The sequence below is a fragment of the Lysinibacillus sp. 54212 genome, assembly GCF_036662795.1.
Taxonomy (GTDB): Bacteria; Bacillota; Bacilli; order Bacillales_A; family Planococcaceae; genus Lysinibacillus_B.
Genome location: NZ_JBAFWZ010000013.1, coordinates 15,740 through 31,597, shown reverse-complemented (window position 1 = coordinate 31,597; position 15,858 = coordinate 15,740). Strand labels below are relative to the sequence as shown.

Here is a 15,858-nt window from a genome sequence, read left to right as displayed (position 1 = left end):
TTTTTTAGGATTAGGTTATACTTTTAAGCATAACACTAGTAAATGAGGGATTTGATTTGCTATTTCAACAAATTCTTTTACACATATTTCTCAAACTGAATAATGAAAGAACCGTTTCGGCTGCCTATCATCTTATAAAAGGGAAGCGGTCGGGGCAAACAATTCAGGATGTCGGCATTTTTAAGCTGCATCCGTATTTCGGTTTATTAAGAAAGCTAGACCGAAAGCGATTTGATGAAGAGGTTGCCCTATTAGTTCAATATAATTATTTAAAGGTAACTGAAAATGGCTACTATGAGATGAAGGCTACAGGGCTAAAAAAGGCAAATACCCCTATGTCGATTACGTTTGATGGCTGGCATTATCAAGGAAACGAGCATGTATTTTTCGCACGGCTATCGCTCATTGTGCAAAGCTTATCGTATCAAAAGGCTTCGATTCGTTCGTTTATTCCTATTCAACGAAATGACAAAATACAGCAATGGTGTAGAGGGTTTTTACTTACGAATGAATATCAATCCAATTCGATTCAAAAACTTTTACATGATGAAATGGAGCAAAGTTTGATAGAATCGGACACTACTGAGCAGCAAAAGCAATTTATCGTGAGCCGTTTAGTTGGTGCAAACATGCCCGGTGTTACGTGGCAGCAATTAGCTTATGAAACTGGGCAAACGGAGCTAGATTGCCAGTTTCTTTACATCGCAGCGCTTCATCAATGGTTACAGGCTATTTATAAAAAGAAGGCAGCGTTTCCTCTTTTATTTCAAATGATGGAGGGGGTACGAATCGATGCACCCCTAACAGACTCTGCCAATCAGACAGCCCTACTGTACCGTCAAGGCTATAGTCCTGAGCAAATAGGCTCCATGCGCCGTTTAAAGTTAAGTACGATAGAAGATCATCTAGTTGAAATAGCAATGAATGAGCCAGACTTTGATATATCACCGTTTATTTCACAGCCCGATTGTCTGCATGTACATCAGGCTGTAGAAGCGTATGCAACTCGAAAACTAAAGGTATTACGTGAAGTGCTGCCGAATTTATCCTATTTTCAAATTCGATTAGCCTTGGCAAAGGGGGATAGTTAAATGGAACTCGAACAAAAACTATATGAGTATTTTGGTTATCCTTCTTTTCGAACGGGGCAAAGGGAAGTCATCGAACGATTGCTCGACGGTAAGGATGTAATTGCATTGCTGCCTACGGGGATGGGTAAATCCCTATGCTATCAGCTTCCGGGGTATCTATTCGAGAAGCCTGTGTTGATCGTCTCACCACTTCTATCCCTAATGCAGGATCAGGTCGATCAACTAAAACAGCTTGGAGAAAAGAGAGTAGTTGCGCTCAATTCATTTTTATCACCTCAGCAAAAAAAGTATGCTCTTCATTATTTACAAGAGTATCGTTTTATATTTACATCCCCTGAGATGCTAACACAGCCACAGGTGAGAGAGCGTCTTGCACAAATTGAATTTTCATTAATTGTAGCTGACGAGGCGCATTGTATTTCTCAATGGGGCTTTGATTTTAGACCAGACTATTTACGGATTGGTGAAGTGCTAAAGGCAAACCGTCCACCGATACTTGCTTTGTCTGCTACTGCCACTCAAACGGTTCTAGAGGATATTAAAGTTTACCTACATATGCAGGAGCCGTATACTTTTATCGGTAATGTGGATCGCCCGAATATTGGTATTGCACAAAAATCGTTTATGGCAAAGGAAGAAAAGTTTGAATGGATCCTACAGCATGTAAAAAATAGCGCGGGTCCAGGGATAATTTATACACAATCGAGAAAAAAGGCAGAAAATTTTAGCCGTCAGCTTTTAGAACATGGGATTTTAGCTGCATCTTATCATGCCGGCAAGGAAGCTGAGGATCGGCAATTTATTCAGCAGCAGTTTATTGCAGGTGATTTACAATGGATCGTAGCAACAAATGCATTTGGTATGGGTGTGCATAAAAACAACATTCGCCAAGTGATCCATGAATCGATGCCTGCTAATATATCAAATTATATGCAGGAAATTGGACGAGCGGGTCGTGATGGCCAGGATGCTGTCGCAATTTTATTGTATGTGGAGGGGGACGAGCACTTTGCAAAATATATTGCCACAGAAGACTTGCCAAAGTCAGTACATGTTGACAGTTACTTGCGATATCAGCAGGGGATGCAAAATCCGATGTCGATGCTACAAGCGGGCGAAATATCAGAAACTGCCTTCCGAGTGCTAGATTATTGGATGAAGCAAGAAAATGTTGAAGCGGTAAAGCAAAGACTACTAAATATGGAGATTCACAAATATGAAGCTGTCCGTGAAATGATGAATATTGTTGTAGGAGCAGGCTGTATGAGGGAAAAAATAGTATCCTATTTTGGACAAAAACTAGCGTATAGACCTCCGAACTGTTGTCAAAACTGTGGCATCGAACTCCAGCAGCTACTAGCTCCCCGAAGTGAAGAAAAGGTCGAACACATGCTAGCATGGAATAATAGATTGCGAAAATTGTTGTTTACTGACGTTTAACTAGCAATGTACCGTTTACTTTTGAATCTATTTTCGTCATAATATGAACATAGAGAGTGTAAGTTGGAGGGTGTAAGTATGACGAAGGAAGATTATCGCGAAAAAATAGAAGAGCATCGCCAGGAAGTGGAATTTGAAGGTGAACAAGCAAGACTTTCGCGCTCACAAATAAAGCAAAAAAAACGTAAAAATCCGCTTATGAAGATATTACTTGTTGTTTTTATTTTTATTCCATTGACGATATTAGTTTATGTTCAATTCTTTTATGAACCAGCGCCAAAGGAAGTAGCGGAGCCAGAAGAAAGTATTGTAGTAGAAAAAAATGAGCCAATCCATTCTGCTAAGAAAGATGATGAAAATACAGGTGGTGTAACAGATGTTTCTAACGACCAAGAGGAATTAGCAAAGGAACAGGCAGAAGCAGCAGCCCAAGCGGCAAAAGAAGCAGAGAAGAAGGCGCAGCAGGAGGCAGCTCAAAAGGCAGCCGCTGAGCAAAAGGCAAAAGAAGAAGAGGCGAAGCGAAAAGCTGAGGCCGAGCAAGCTGCATCACAAAAAACACATGTTGTTAAAAGTAATGAAACACTGTACCGAATTGCGATGCAATATTATAAAGATCCGAACGGAGTAGAAAAGATTAAAAAGGCAAATAATTTAGGTTCAGAGCAAATTTACGTTGGTCAATCTTTAATCATTCCATAATGTTACCATAGGATGTTAAAATAATGATGTTTATAAAGTGCTGAAAAAGCGATGCGAAAAAGACGGGCCCGTTAATGGTGACGTCTTTTTCTGTTGAAATGGAGGGATAGGACATGATTTTTTTGATAATCATCGCGGCAAGCTTGCTTCTACTCATGTTCTATATGTATAAGGAAGCGAATGAAAATAATGTAAAGCTTCATACGATACATGCCAAGGGGAATAACGAACAACTATCGATATTTTTTATTTCCGATGTTCATTTACGGAAAATTAATCGAAAAATGGTCCAATCAATTGATAAACAGATTCATGCAGTCATTATTGGTGGAGATTTCGCAGATAGTCGTACATCACTCGAACGAATAAAAAATAATATTGAGCTATTACAGTCGCTTGCGCCAGTTTATTTTGTTTGGGGAAATAATGATCGAGAAGTTGGCGAAAAACAGCTTCGGCAGCTCTTTGAGGAAATGGGTGTAAAGATAGTAGAAAATGATGCGTTCCAACTACAGCAACGAAAAAATCCGATTTGGATCAGTGCTATAGATGATACTTCGGTTCAGAATTATTCCTTTGAAAGAGCGCTAGCAAAATGTGAGGGGGACGATTTGATTATCTTCATTTCTCATAATCCACAAGTGTTACAGAAGGTGCCAACAATAAAAAAACCAATACTAATGTTAGGAGGCCATCTACATGGAGGTCAAATTCGATTTGGAAAATTTGGTATTCATCCACATGGATCCTTTACTGTACGGCAAGGTGTGCCTACATTGATTAGTAATGGTTACGGTACTACACTTGTGCCATTTCGATTAGGTGCTAAGCCGGAGTGTCACATTATTGACATAATTATTTCGGGAAATGAAAGTACAGTGCAATAAATTTTAGCGCTATACTATATAGAGGTCATAGCAATTAGAGGAGATGTTACGATGCAAAAGGTAGATGCAGTAATTGTTGGTGGAGGGCCATGTGGATTATCTGCTGCCATAGAGCTACAAAACATTGGACTAAAGCCAATTGTTATTGAAAAAGGGAATGTTGTAAATGCCCTATACAATTATCCAACACACCAAACATTTTTTAGTACAAGTGAAAAATTAGCGATCGGTAATGTACCGTTTATTATTGAAGAACGTAAACCTCGCCGAAATCAGGCTCTTGTTTATTATCGTGAAGTTGTAAAAGCAAAGAACCTACAAATAAACCGTTTTGAAATGGTTAAAAACGTAGAAAAAATTGGAGAGCAATTTGTTGTCACTTCCGATAAAGATATGTACGAAACACCCTATGTTATTATCGCCACAGGCTATTATGATCATCCGAACCTTCTTGGGATTCCTGGTGAGGGTTTACCAAAAGTGCATCACTATTTTAAAGAGGCGCATGAATATTTCGATACGGATGTCGTTGTAATCGGCGGCAAGAACTCAGCTGTTGATGCGGCGCTTGAATTAAATAAAGCAGGGGCTCGTGTTACGGTTGTGTACAGAGGGTCAGTCTATTCGCCAAGTGTTAAGCCGTGGATTTTGCCGGAGTTTGATGCTTGTATTCGTGAAGGCGAAATTACGATGCATTTTGAAAGTCATGTACAAGAGATTCGGGAGACGGAAGTTACTATTAATGTTCAAGGCAAAGAACAAAACATAAAAAATGATTTTGTGTTTGCGATGACAGGCTACCACCCCGATCATCAGTTTATTCGTGGGATGGGTGTACGTATCGATGATTCATCAGGTCGACCACAATTCGATCCTGAAACAATGGAAACGAATGTTGAAAATTTATTTATTGCTGGTGTACTGGCAGCAGGAAATAATGCGAACGAAATCTTCATTGAAAATGGTCGCTTCCATGGTGGAATGATCGCACAAAGGATAAAAGGTCAGTAATAATGAAAAGAAGAGGGTGACATAAGAGTCTCCTCAAAAAATGAAAAGCCTCGAAAAATTACGTTCAGTAAAATTTTCGAGGCTTTAAATGTGTAATTATTTTTCGTAGCATAATTTCCAAATCACGATTTTGCTCATTTGGCGAAATCGATATACAACTTATTTTAAAATAAGTGTCACGGTAGATCTTTTTACCTAATTTGGCACATATTTATATTTAAGTCGTATATCAAAATCGTCAAATAGCGTTTTGGCGATTTAAAAATGAGGTCGTTATATTTTTTTAGTAAAAATAAAATCAGTACACGTGCTTTTTTATAAAGTTTAGAAGGTAAAAATTTTTCGAGTTTTAGCATTGTCTAGCCCCTCGAGGTCTCTTCATCCCTCGGTTGAAAGAGGAAAGGCTTCTTTCTATACGGGGCTGCCAGCAGCTGTCAGGCTAAACGGGCGCTTCTGTATCTCTAAACTAATAAAGAAAAAAAGGCGTGGTACGATCGCTGAGGTTGTGGCAGGAATCTTCTAAAAAAGAGCTCTTTTTTTTAACTTTTTTTCTCGATATTCACCTGTTTGCATGAAAAACTGTACTCCGAAGTGGTAGTAATAATATTAATTATCTCTGAATTTATCCATTTGTTTAAAAGGTCTAACCGTTATTTTTTATATGAAAACGCTCATTTTTCAAAGGAAATGAGTGGCTTTTATCCTTCAATCACTGGAGTAAAATCTTAGAAGAGGCTGTGATAATCCACTTTAATAGTGAACGTAGCCTTAGACTATTTATGTCCTAATCCTGTCTAGCAATTAGGAAAAGTACGTTTTTAATTCAACTGGTGATTGAACTTGGTTTAGACCGATGAGTAGCTTTAATCTCGCTTTTTGACCATTAATGCCTGTTGCAAAAATAACTCCAGCTTCCTCGAGGCTCTTGCCACCGCCTTCATAGCCGTAGACACCTTCTGCAATACCATTAAAGCAGCGAGAAACTAGGACGACAGGAATCTTTTGATCGAGTAAGCGGCCAATACTTTTAGAGACAGCGGGAGGAACGTTTCCTTGCCCTAGTCCCTCTAATACAACGCCGTCATAGCCTAAAGAAATAAGTGAATCGAGCAAATCGGCTTCCATTCCTGCATATGCTTTTAGCAGTGCGACTCTTTTTTCAATTCTCTCGACGGCAACAAATTGTCTTCTAATGGGCTGTTGTTGAAACACGACCGTTTTTTTCGTGATTAAACCAATCGGTCCATATTGCGGACTCTGAAACGTGTTTACACTAGAAGTCGAAGTTTTCGTAATATTAAATGCTTGATGAATCTCATCGTTCATTACGACAAGGACACCTTTTTCTCGTGCCTGATCGTCACAGGCAACTCTCACTGCCTCCACTAAATTATAAACACCATCTGCTCCGAGCTCATTGGAAGAACGCATGGCGCCTGTTAATACGATAGGGAAATTCACCTTTAACGTTAAATCTAAAAAGTAGGCAGTCTCCTCTAATGTATCCGTACCGTGTGTAATAACGACACCATCTAAAGCTGCCATATTAGCTTGTTCCCTAATTAAATTACGAAGTTTCAGCATCTCCGTTGGTGTAATGTGTGGTGAAGGCAAATTGAACGCCTCGATTTCTATAATATTTGCGTATTTTTTTAATGTATCATGCTCATCCATAATGGGATTATGCTCATTCGGTAGCACAGCACCTTCTGCATTTATTTTCATTGAAATTGTACCACCAGTATGAATAAGTAAAATATTTTTTTTCATAAGAAAATCCTCCCTATATAACTCTATGTCGGTTGATTAGTGTTATAATAAAATAACACGATTGAATGTACGGATTTGGAGGGAGCAATACTATGTTAATACTTTTATCAGCTGCGATTGCCCCTGGACTAGCGCTTCTTAGTTATTTTTATTTACGAAATCAAATGGCAACAGAGCCAAGAAGAACGCTTATACATTCCTTTATTTATGGCTGTCTAATCACTTTCCCCATTTTATTTATTCAATTTGTTTTGGAAGAGGAGCAAGTGTTTTCAAGCCCATTTGTCTCAAATGTTTTGTTTACAAGTACGATAGAAGAATTTTTTAAGTGGCTTGTCATTTTCGTCGCTATTTTACGACATATTGAGTTTGATGACCCATATGACGGAATCCTATATGGAGTCGCTGTGTCGTTAGGCTTTGCAACTGTTGAAAATGTGCTATATTTATTGTCCTTTGGATTAGATACGGCGTTTGCTCGCGCTATATTACCTGTATCTAGTCATGCCTTGTTTGGTGTAGTGATGGGCTATTATTTTGGAAAATGTAAATTCTCTCATGATGATAAAAGTAAAGAGTGCTTGTTGCTAGCATTAGTTGCACCCGTTTTCTTGCATTTTAGTTATAACACAATTTTAACGTTAAAGGGTAACTTCGCTTTGTTAATGGTCCCGTTTATGCTTTTCCTTTGGTGGTTTGGCTTAAAAAAAGTCAAGCAAGCTCATCAACATTTAGTTCAGCATTTATTTGAAAACAACAAATTATAGTAGCTTTTTATTTACAGTTTCGTGTAAATGAAAGGCTATTTTTTTATGTATAAAACAAACTCTTTTTTGCATGCTATGAAAAAGGAGTGGATATTTATGTTGCGAAAACAAATTATCATCTTATTATTGCTCATTGCTACCGTATTACCTGTAAGTAATAGCGCTGCATTTAGTTCACAGGAGGTACAACGAGGTGCATTTGGTGATGATGTTATTGAACTGCAATCAAGATTACAATATTTAGGGTTCTATAATGGGAATATTGACGGTATTTTTGGTTATGCAACTTATTGGTCGTTGCGTACCTTTCAAGAGCAGTATGGATTAAAAGTAGATGGAATTGCTGGTTCAACGACTAAGAAAAAACTGTCCGATAATTCGGGTTACAACAAGCAATTTGTTATGGATCAAATAAAAAAAGGGAATCGCTTTACAACATATGGCGGTATTCCGTTAGAACAGCAAGTGAAAGAGGGCACAAAAAACGAAACAACACAGCTACCCCCAAAATATACAGAAAAGGATTTGCAAATAATGGCTAATGCTGTTTATGGTGAAGCGCGTGGAGAGCCTTATGAGGGGCAGGTTGCCGTTGCGGCTGTTATTTTAAACCGCTTAGAGTCATCGGAATTTCCGAATACAATTTCTGATATTATTTTCCAACCGTTAGCATTCACAGCGGTAGCTGATGGACAAATTTGGTTAACGCCGAATGATCGAGCGAAACAAGCAGTGCTAGATGCCATTAATGGATGGGATCCGTCAGAAAACGCACTATATTATTTCAATCCTAAAACAGCAACTAGTAAATGGATTTGGACGAGACCACAAATTAAACAAATAGGGGAGCATATTTTCTGCTACTAGAGGTGACAAAAAATGAGAAATAGTTTTTATTTACTCGGTATAATCATTTTGGCGCTAGGGCTTTATTCTATTTATGTAACAAAAGAAAACAATCAGCTTGAGCGGACTGTTCATGCGCAATACACAAATGAACTTGCTAATGCGTCAGAAAAATTAACAGCGCTGCAAAGGTCTCTTTCGCAGGCGCTCATTTTCCAGGACGAACGAGCGCTCACAAATGAATTAGATTCTATTTGGCGTATTAGTAATGAAATGCGAAATTCGATCGGCCGTCTTCCAGTACAGCAAAACGTAGCGAATGATTGGATGCGATACCTAGGTAAAATTGGTGAGGAGGCTAAACGGGCATCCGTATCAAAGGATTTTTCTGAATGGCAAAATAAAATGACAACCATTTCATCTAATTTGGATGCACTTTCAGAGGACTGGAATGTAGCAACTTCCAATTTTTTTGAGCAAGATGGGAATTATTCGAAATGGGCTGACAATTTGGCTCTTGAAACTGAAGAGTCTCCATTCTCGGCGGTTTCTGGCAATTTGAAAAGCTATAACGAAACTGATTTTCCATTAACTGCTAGTGAATCTGATTACCAAAAAAAGAAGGATTTACAGCATATAGTTGATCGAGAAGTGACGAAAGATGAAGCACTTGGAAAATTCGAAGGAGTATTTCCTAAAATAGGGAATGCAACGATAACCGTTACGACTAGTGAGGATGATGCTCCGTATCCGTTTTATCATATTCAATTTGCGCGCGGCTCCCGCTTAGGCTATGCGGATATTACGAAAAAGGGTGGTCATATACTTTCCTTTTTACTAGAACGCCCCGTAAAGGAAGCAAATATATCACAGCAAGAGGCGAAACAACGAGCAGAGCAATTTATGAAGGATGCTGGTTTTAAGGATGTAACCTACAAAGAAGCGAGAGAAAACCATGAGGCATGGCATTTTGTCTTTACAAGGCTGTATAATGATGCATTAGTTTATCCAGACAGTATCCAACTTAAGCTAGCAAAGGATAATGGTGAAGTACTTGGAATTAATGCAATGGAATATGTGCAGAAAGAACAAATAAAGCAGCAGGCAAAGAATCCGATTAAATGGGATGAATTTTTCCATCCGAATGCGGTTGTAGAAGAAGAACGCTTAATATATACAGAAAATAAAGCATATGACCTTCGTCTTTGCTATGAAGTAATTGTTCGACTAAAAAATGACAATCACGATACATTCCGAGTAGTGATTGATACAGAAAATCATGATGTACTACAAGTTGAGGCTTTATCTTAATAAATATTAGGATAATTTATAGAAAAATTTAGAAACCCATGCGATAATAAAAGTATTATTTCTAACTTTAAGGGGATACGGCATGGAACTTAAGATTGGGACAATACTTTTACTAGAACCAACATATACAGATCGAGTTGAAAGATTTCGCTGTAAAGTTGTTGAGGGGCATGATGGTGTAATTTATATTGATTATCCTATAAATATTGCAACAAAAAAAACAGCTTTTTTAATGGATGGTGCACAATTCCGAGTAACATTTAATACAGAATCGAAGGATAGCTACGCCTTTAATACGGAGGTGCTAGGTCGAAAATCTGGGAATATCCCAATGATTATGCTTGCATGGCCTTCGGAGGAAGAACTTATTAAAATTCAACGGCGTGAATATGTGCGCGTGGAAACGCCAGTTGATATTGCGGTGGAATCGAATAATCAATACCATCAATTTATCGCCGACGATATTAGTGCAGGTGGTGTCCTGTTAAATTTACGTTCAAAGGTTCCTTTTGCGGATGGAGATACGGTAAAATTAACAATTGTGTTGCCATTCATAAATGGAGATATCCATTATGTCCAAACCGATGCTTATGTCGTTCGTATTTTTGAACGAGATGGCAGAACGCTGGCTTCCGTTCAATTTACTGATACAGATGATATCGATAAACAATATATCGTTCGTTTTTGCTTTGAACGCCAATTACAAATTCGAAAAAAAGAAATGAATGAGGTTTTATAGTCACCTGTTACGGTGGCTTTTTTTATTCAAAGATGTACGAACAACAGATGTGTTTATGAAGGAACTTTACATAAATTGTGGTACAATTGTGTAAGGAAAGTAGGGATTATTATGTCGAAACTAATTCAAATTGCAATTGATGGTCCTGCAGGTGCAGGAAAGAGTACGATTGCGAAAATTGTAGCCGAGGCTTTATCGTTTACGTATATTGATACGGGGGCAATGTACCGTGCAGTAACGTATAAAGCGATGAAACAAAACATAAGATTAAATGATACTGAGTCGTTGGAGAAAATGCTTCGCTCAACAGATATCGTATTACAACCATCAAAAGATGGACAACTTGTATTCTTAGATGGCGAGAATGTGTCATCTCAAATTCGCTCTAACGAGGTTACTGCTAATGTTTCTCAAGTAGCTGCACATGCGAACATCCGTGAAATATTAGTAGCAATGCAAAAGGCGTTAGCGGCAAATGGTGGTGTTGTAATGGATGGACGAGATATCGGCACACATGTATTAAAGGATGCGGAATTAAAAATATTTATGTCTGCTTCGGTAGAGGAACGTGCTCGTCGTCGTTTTATTGATAATGAAAAACGAGGAATTCCTTCAACGATTGAAACATTACAACAAGAAATTGCGTTACGAGATAAGTTAGATAGTGAGCGAGAAGCTTCACCACTAATTCAGGCAGAGGATGCAATTTATTTAGATACAACCGAGTTATCGATAAATGAAGCAGCAGATACTATTTTAAAATTAGCAAAAGAGAAGATGATCTAACGAAAAAAGTGTTTAATAACATGGAATTTTTGAAAATAAAGGGATAATTTTTGTTTTTATTCCTGTTTTCGAATAAAATAAGAGTGGAAGATGCGAAGGAGGGTTACATATGTCTGAGGAAATGAACTTAAGTGTTAACGAAGGATTTCAAGAAGGAGATATTGTAAAAGGGATTGCTGAGCAAGTAGATGAGAAATCAGTAACCGTTTCGATTGAAGGTGCTCCTTTTGATGGAATTATACCGATTAGCGAACTTTCAAGCTTACACATTGAAAAGGCTTCTGATGTTGTATCCGTTGGAGATACACTTGAGCTGATGATTACAAAGGTTGAGGAGGAAAACTTCGTGCTTTCAAAGCGTAAGGTAGATGCCCTCAAAGCGTGGGATACTCTTATCGGTAAGTTCGAATCCGGCGAAGTATTTGAAGCAGAAGTAAAAGATGTGGTGAAAGGCGGATTAGTCGTTGATTTAGGTGTCCGTGGCTTTGTTCCTGCATCCCTTGTAGAAGATTATTTTGTAGAGGATTTTGAAGATTATAAAGGCAAAAAGATGAGCTTCAAAATTACTGAGCTAGATAAAGAAAAAGGACGCTTAATTCTATCACATCGAGCAGTCGTTGAATTAGAAAAAACGTCTAAGAAAAAGAAAGCTATTGAAAACATTCACGAAGGCGATGTGCTAGAAGGCAAAGTTCAGCGTTTAGCAAGCTTCGGGGCTTTTGTTGACTTAGGTGGTATCGATGGTTTAGTGCATATTTCACAAGTTGCACATGAGCATATTGACGATGTATCTAAAGTGCTTACAGAAGGTCAGCAAGTAACAGTAAAGGTGCTTTCAGTTGATCACGCGAACGAGCGTATTGCGCTATCGATTAAAGATACTCTACCTGGTCCATGGTCAGGTGTTGCTGAGAAGGCATCTAAGGGGGCTATTTTAACAGGGAAGGTAAAGCGTCTCGTATCATTTGGAGCGTTTGTTGAAGTTTTCCCAGGTGTAGAAGGCCTAGTACACATTTCTCAAATTTCTCATAAGCATATTAATACGCCACATGAAGTGTTAAAAGAGGGTCAAGAAGTTCAAGTGAAAGTACTTGAAGTAAGTGAGCCTGATAAACGCTTATCTTTAAACATAAAAGATTTGCTTGAAAATCCTGATAAAGAAGAAGTGTTTGATTATGAATTGCCAGAAGAAAACACGGGCTTCTCATTTAGTGATGTAATTGGTGATCAGTTAAAGCGTTTTACTGAAAAATAATAGATCGTAATTTGAAGAAAAATTTACGTTTTTCTACTGAAAATTTAAACTGTAGACAAACTCAAAGGAACTTGAGTTTATCTACAGTTTTTGTAATTTATAAGAAAGTATTTAATGTTGCTTTGGAACTTCTCAATGTGTTATTTTATCCATAACCCAGCATTTTCTAATTTTCTTTTTCCTTTAAATGCAAAGACAATAGCAAAAATATTTAATATAAACATAACAAAAATACCGTATAGCACATACGTATAACTACCTGTTATTTCAAAAATGAAGCCATACCCCGGTAATGCAACAATACCTGCTATTGCTAATCCTGTTATCGCAAGTCCATAAATTTGGCTAAACTCTTTATTGCCAAATAGTGCAGAAGTTAAAAGAGGTCCTAATGTCCCGAGAGATGAAACAACAAATCCATAAAGGCCTGTAGCTACTGTAAACATTAATGGGTTTTCAGGAGTAATTAATAGAATTGTTACTGGTATTAACCCTATCAGCATTGCAGCAATCGTTGTATTTTTTACGCCGATTTTATCACTGAGGAAGCCGAAAAATAATGCACCGATGACAACACCGACCGACCATGTACCCATTGCACTCCCTGCAAATTTAATATCGTATCCTAAACTCATTGCAAACGGTGCAACATGTTGATTAAATGCACCGATTGAAGTGTCGAATAAGAAGAAAATTACTAAAAAATAAAAAGCGCTCGATTTCTTGGCTATTGTAAAATTCACACCGCTATTTGTAGTAGTTGAGACAGGATTCTTTTGGTCTAGCTTCATTTCATCCATACCATATGGCTGTAAACCTTTTTGTTGTGGAGCCATTCGTATCGTTAAGAGCACAACCGGTATCACGACCGCCATTACGCCGACCCCTAAAATAATATACGTATTTCTCCAGCCTTCACTAGCGATTAAATTACCAGCTACTGGTTGAAGGAAAGCGCCGATTAACCCACCGGCTCCGACCATAATTCCGATTGCCAACCCTCTGTGCTTTTTAAACCAATTATTAATCAATACAGGACCTGCCAATTGTGTTACTAATACAGATCCCATTGCCATAGGGATCGCAAATAAATACCAACCCCATACGGAATTCATGAAACCGAACATCGCGAAGGACCCGGCCTCTAATATAACTGCTACTACTAAAAGTACTCTAATGTTATATTTTGTTACCATCTTCCCTGCAATAGGTAAAGTTATCATCGTTACAATGGATGATATACTGAAGTACAATGTTAAACTTCCCATTCCAATGCCTAAATCTTCCGTAACAGGAGTTAAAAATAATCCCCCTGTCGTCATAATGCCACCTTTAGCTGCTCCGACCATTACAACTAATCCTAATAGTACCCACCAAGCATAGTGAATTTTTTTCTTTGACTGACTCATGCTGTTATCCTCTATTCTTTTTATTGTTGCTTATTTGTACTTGCTGAAATGGCTAGATCACATTTCATAATGAAGGAAGATGATCAATGAGATGCTGTAGTTATATCGTATGAATAATTTGAATATCTTACTCTATATTTACTATCTCAAATATAATATTGCTTTTCCTTTTTAATAGAATACATCTTTGTAATATGGGGAATATTTAATTCAGTGATTGCTTTGCGTAACAAAAATAACCCTATTTTTATTATGTGTCAATATTATGAACGAAAATAATTTTGGTAAATAAAAGTATCATAAATTGAAAGAATTATATAGAAAATCGGAAAATTCTACATATTTATATTTTGTTATTTCAGTTTATTTTAGAGGTTTATTTTTGATTAGCTATGTATAGATAAAATTTCTTTTCCGTTTTGAATGTTGTGAAAAAATGATATAGTATAGGGATTGGTGTATAATACAGTAAGAATTGACACTAGCATTATTTGTGAATGCTATGTCTAAAGTTGGAAGGATGAGAAGGATGACAAAACCAGTAATCGCCATCGTTGGTCGTCCGAACGTAGGTAAATCGACAATTTTCAATCGTATTGTTGGGGAACGTGTATCAATCGTGGAAGATATTCCAGGAGTAACGCGTGACCGTATTTATAGTTCGGCAGATTGGTTAACACATGAATTTAATATTATTGATACAGGCGGGATTGAAATTGGGGACGAGCCGTTCCTAGAGCAAATTCGCCAGCAAGCCGAAATCGCTATTGAAGAGGCCGACGTTATTATTTTTATGACGAATGGTCGTGAAGGTGTAACAGCGGCTGATGAGCAGGTAGCGAAAATTTTATATAAAACGAAGAAGCCTGTAGTACTAGCTGTAAATAAAATTGATAACCCTGATATGCGCGATATGATATATGATTTTTACGCATTAGGTTTTGGCGAGCCGTGGCCAATTTCAGGATCTCATGGTTTAGGTTTAGGGGATTTACTAGATGAATGTGCAAAGCATTTCCCGAAAGAGGACGAGATGCAATATGATGAGGATGTGATTAAATTTTCTTTAATCGGGCGTCCTAATGTTGGAAAATCGTCTTTAGTTAATGCCTTCCTAGGACAAGATCGCGTTATTGTAAGTAATATTGCTGGAACGACGCGAGATGCCATTGATACACCGTATACGTATGATGAACAAGAATTTGTCATTATTGACACAGCAGGTATGCGTAAAAAGGGAAAAGTATACGAATCGACAGAAAAGTATTCGGTGCTACGTGCCCTAAGAGCAATTGAACGCTCCGACGTTGTGTTAGTCGTGCTAAATGCGGATGAAGGAATTCAAGAACAAGATAAGAAAATCGCGGGTTATGCACATGAAGCAGGAAAAGCGATTATTATTGTCGTAAATAAATGGGATGCTATTGAAAAAGACGAGAAAACAATGAATTTCTATACACAGCAAATTCGTGAGCATTTCTTATTTTTGGATTATGCACCTATTGTTTTTGTATCAGCAAAAACGAAACAGCGAGTTCATCAAATCCTACCAGTAGTAAAACGAGTAAGTGAAAACCATGCAATGCGTATTCAATCATCCATTTTAAATGAGGTAATTGAGGATGCTGTTGCACGTAATCCAGCTCCAGCTGATAAAGGGCGCCGTTTACGTCTTTACTATTCAACGCAAGTGGCCATCAAGCCGCCGACATTTGTTGTGTTCGTAAATGAGCCTGAACTGATGCACTTCTCTTATGAGCGTTTCTTAGAAAATCGTATTCGAGAAACATTTGATTTTGAAGGAACTCCAATTCGTTTAATTACACGTGCGCGTGATTAATTGATAA

The 15,858-nt window shown here is 37.8% G+C and carries 14 protein-coding genes; 12 read left to right on the top strand and 2 right to left on the bottom strand.

Annotated features, from left to right (window positions below):
* Positions 1-56 precede the first annotated feature (56 nt).
* The 5 genes from V4T18_RS10855 (at position 57) to V4T18_RS10835 (ending at position 5,128) form a co-directional block, all read left to right on the top strand.
* Positions 57-1,091 (top strand): helix-turn-helix domain-containing protein, encoded by a 1,035-nt coding sequence (locus V4T18_RS10855; protein WP_332649278.1) that lies wholly within the window; start codon positions 57-59, stop codon positions 1,089-1,091.
* Positions 1,092-2,531 (top strand): RecQ family ATP-dependent DNA helicase, encoded by a 1,440-nt coding sequence (locus tag V4T18_RS10850; RefSeq protein WP_332649276.1) that lies wholly within the window; start codon positions 1,092-1,094, stop codon positions 2,529-2,531.
* 78 nt (positions 2,532-2,609) lie between these two features.
* Entirely contained in the window at positions 2,610-3,230 is a 621-nt protein-coding gene (locus tag V4T18_RS10845) for a LysM peptidoglycan-binding domain-containing protein (RefSeq protein ID WP_332649274.1), read from the top strand.
* 113 nt (positions 3,231-3,343) lie between these two features.
* The gene (locus tag V4T18_RS10840; RefSeq protein WP_332649272.1) at positions 3,344-4,117 is read left to right on the top strand and encodes a metallophosphoesterase; all 774 of its coding nucleotides are present in this window, start codon (positions 3,344-3,346) and stop codon (positions 4,115-4,117) included.
* 51 nt (positions 4,118-4,168) lie between these two features.
* Complete coding sequence (locus V4T18_RS10835; protein WP_332649270.1) at positions 4,169-5,128, top strand: YpdA family putative bacillithiol disulfide reductase; 960 nt, start codon at positions 4,169-4,171, stop codon at positions 5,126-5,128.
* A gap of 801 nt (positions 5,129-5,929) precedes the next feature.
* On the opposite strand, the gene V4T18_RS10830 is transcribed toward V4T18_RS10835, so the two are convergent.
* Complete coding sequence (locus tag V4T18_RS10830; RefSeq protein ID WP_332649269.1) at positions 5,930-6,898, bottom strand: asparaginase; 969 nt, start codon at positions 6,896-6,898, stop codon at positions 5,930-5,932.
* Between the two features lie 92 nt (positions 6,899-6,990).
* Here V4T18_RS10830 and prsW point away from each other — a divergent pair, with 92 nt between their 5' ends.
* The 6 genes from prsW (at position 6,991) to rpsA (ending at position 12,602) form a co-directional block, all read left to right on the top strand.
* The gene (gene prsW / locus V4T18_RS10825; RefSeq protein ID WP_332649267.1) at positions 6,991-7,665 is read left to right on the top strand and encodes a glutamic-type intramembrane protease PrsW; all 675 of its coding nucleotides are present in this window, start codon (positions 6,991-6,993) and stop codon (positions 7,663-7,665) included.
* A 96-nt stretch (positions 7,666-7,761) separates the two neighbouring features.
* Positions 7,762-8,532 carry a spore cortex-lytic enzyme gene (gene sleB, locus V4T18_RS10820; protein WP_332649265.1) on the top strand — a complete coding sequence of 257 codons (771 nt, stop codon included), beginning with the start codon at positions 7,762-7,764 and terminating at the stop codon, positions 8,530-8,532.
* A 12-nt stretch (positions 8,533-8,544) separates the two neighbouring features.
* On the top strand, positions 8,545-9,822 hold the full coding sequence (locus V4T18_RS10815) for a PepSY1/2 domain-containing protein (RefSeq protein ID WP_332649263.1): 1,278 nt from the start codon (positions 8,545-8,547) through the stop codon (positions 9,820-9,822).
* Positions 9,823-9,904: 82 nt separating this feature from the next.
* Complete coding sequence (locus tag V4T18_RS10810; protein ID WP_332649261.1) at positions 9,905-10,561, top strand: flagellar brake protein; 657 nt, start codon at positions 9,905-9,907, stop codon at positions 10,559-10,561.
* 111 nt (positions 10,562-10,672) lie between these two features.
* A complete protein-coding gene (cmk, locus tag V4T18_RS10805; RefSeq protein ID WP_332649259.1) occupies positions 10,673-11,347 on the top strand; it encodes a (d)CMP kinase in 675 nt (224 codons plus the stop codon).
* A gap of 109 nt (positions 11,348-11,456) precedes the next feature.
* A complete protein-coding gene (gene rpsA, locus V4T18_RS10800; protein WP_332649257.1) occupies positions 11,457-12,602 on the top strand; it encodes a 30S ribosomal protein S1 in 1,146 nt (381 codons plus the stop codon).
* A 140-nt stretch (positions 12,603-12,742) separates the two neighbouring features.
* Here rpsA and V4T18_RS10795 read toward each other — a convergent pair whose 3' ends face one another.
* Complete coding sequence (locus V4T18_RS10795) at positions 12,743-14,011, bottom strand: MFS transporter (protein ID WP_332649255.1); 1,269 nt, start codon at positions 14,009-14,011, stop codon at positions 12,743-12,745.
* A 529-nt stretch (positions 14,012-14,540) separates the two neighbouring features.
* Between V4T18_RS10795 and der the strand changes: the two genes are divergently transcribed.
* Positions 14,541-15,851, top strand: a complete 1,311-nt coding sequence (gene der, locus V4T18_RS10790; protein ID WP_332649253.1) for a ribosome biogenesis GTPase Der — start codon at positions 14,541-14,543, stop codon at positions 15,849-15,851.
* Positions 15,852-15,858: the final 7 nt, after the last annotated feature.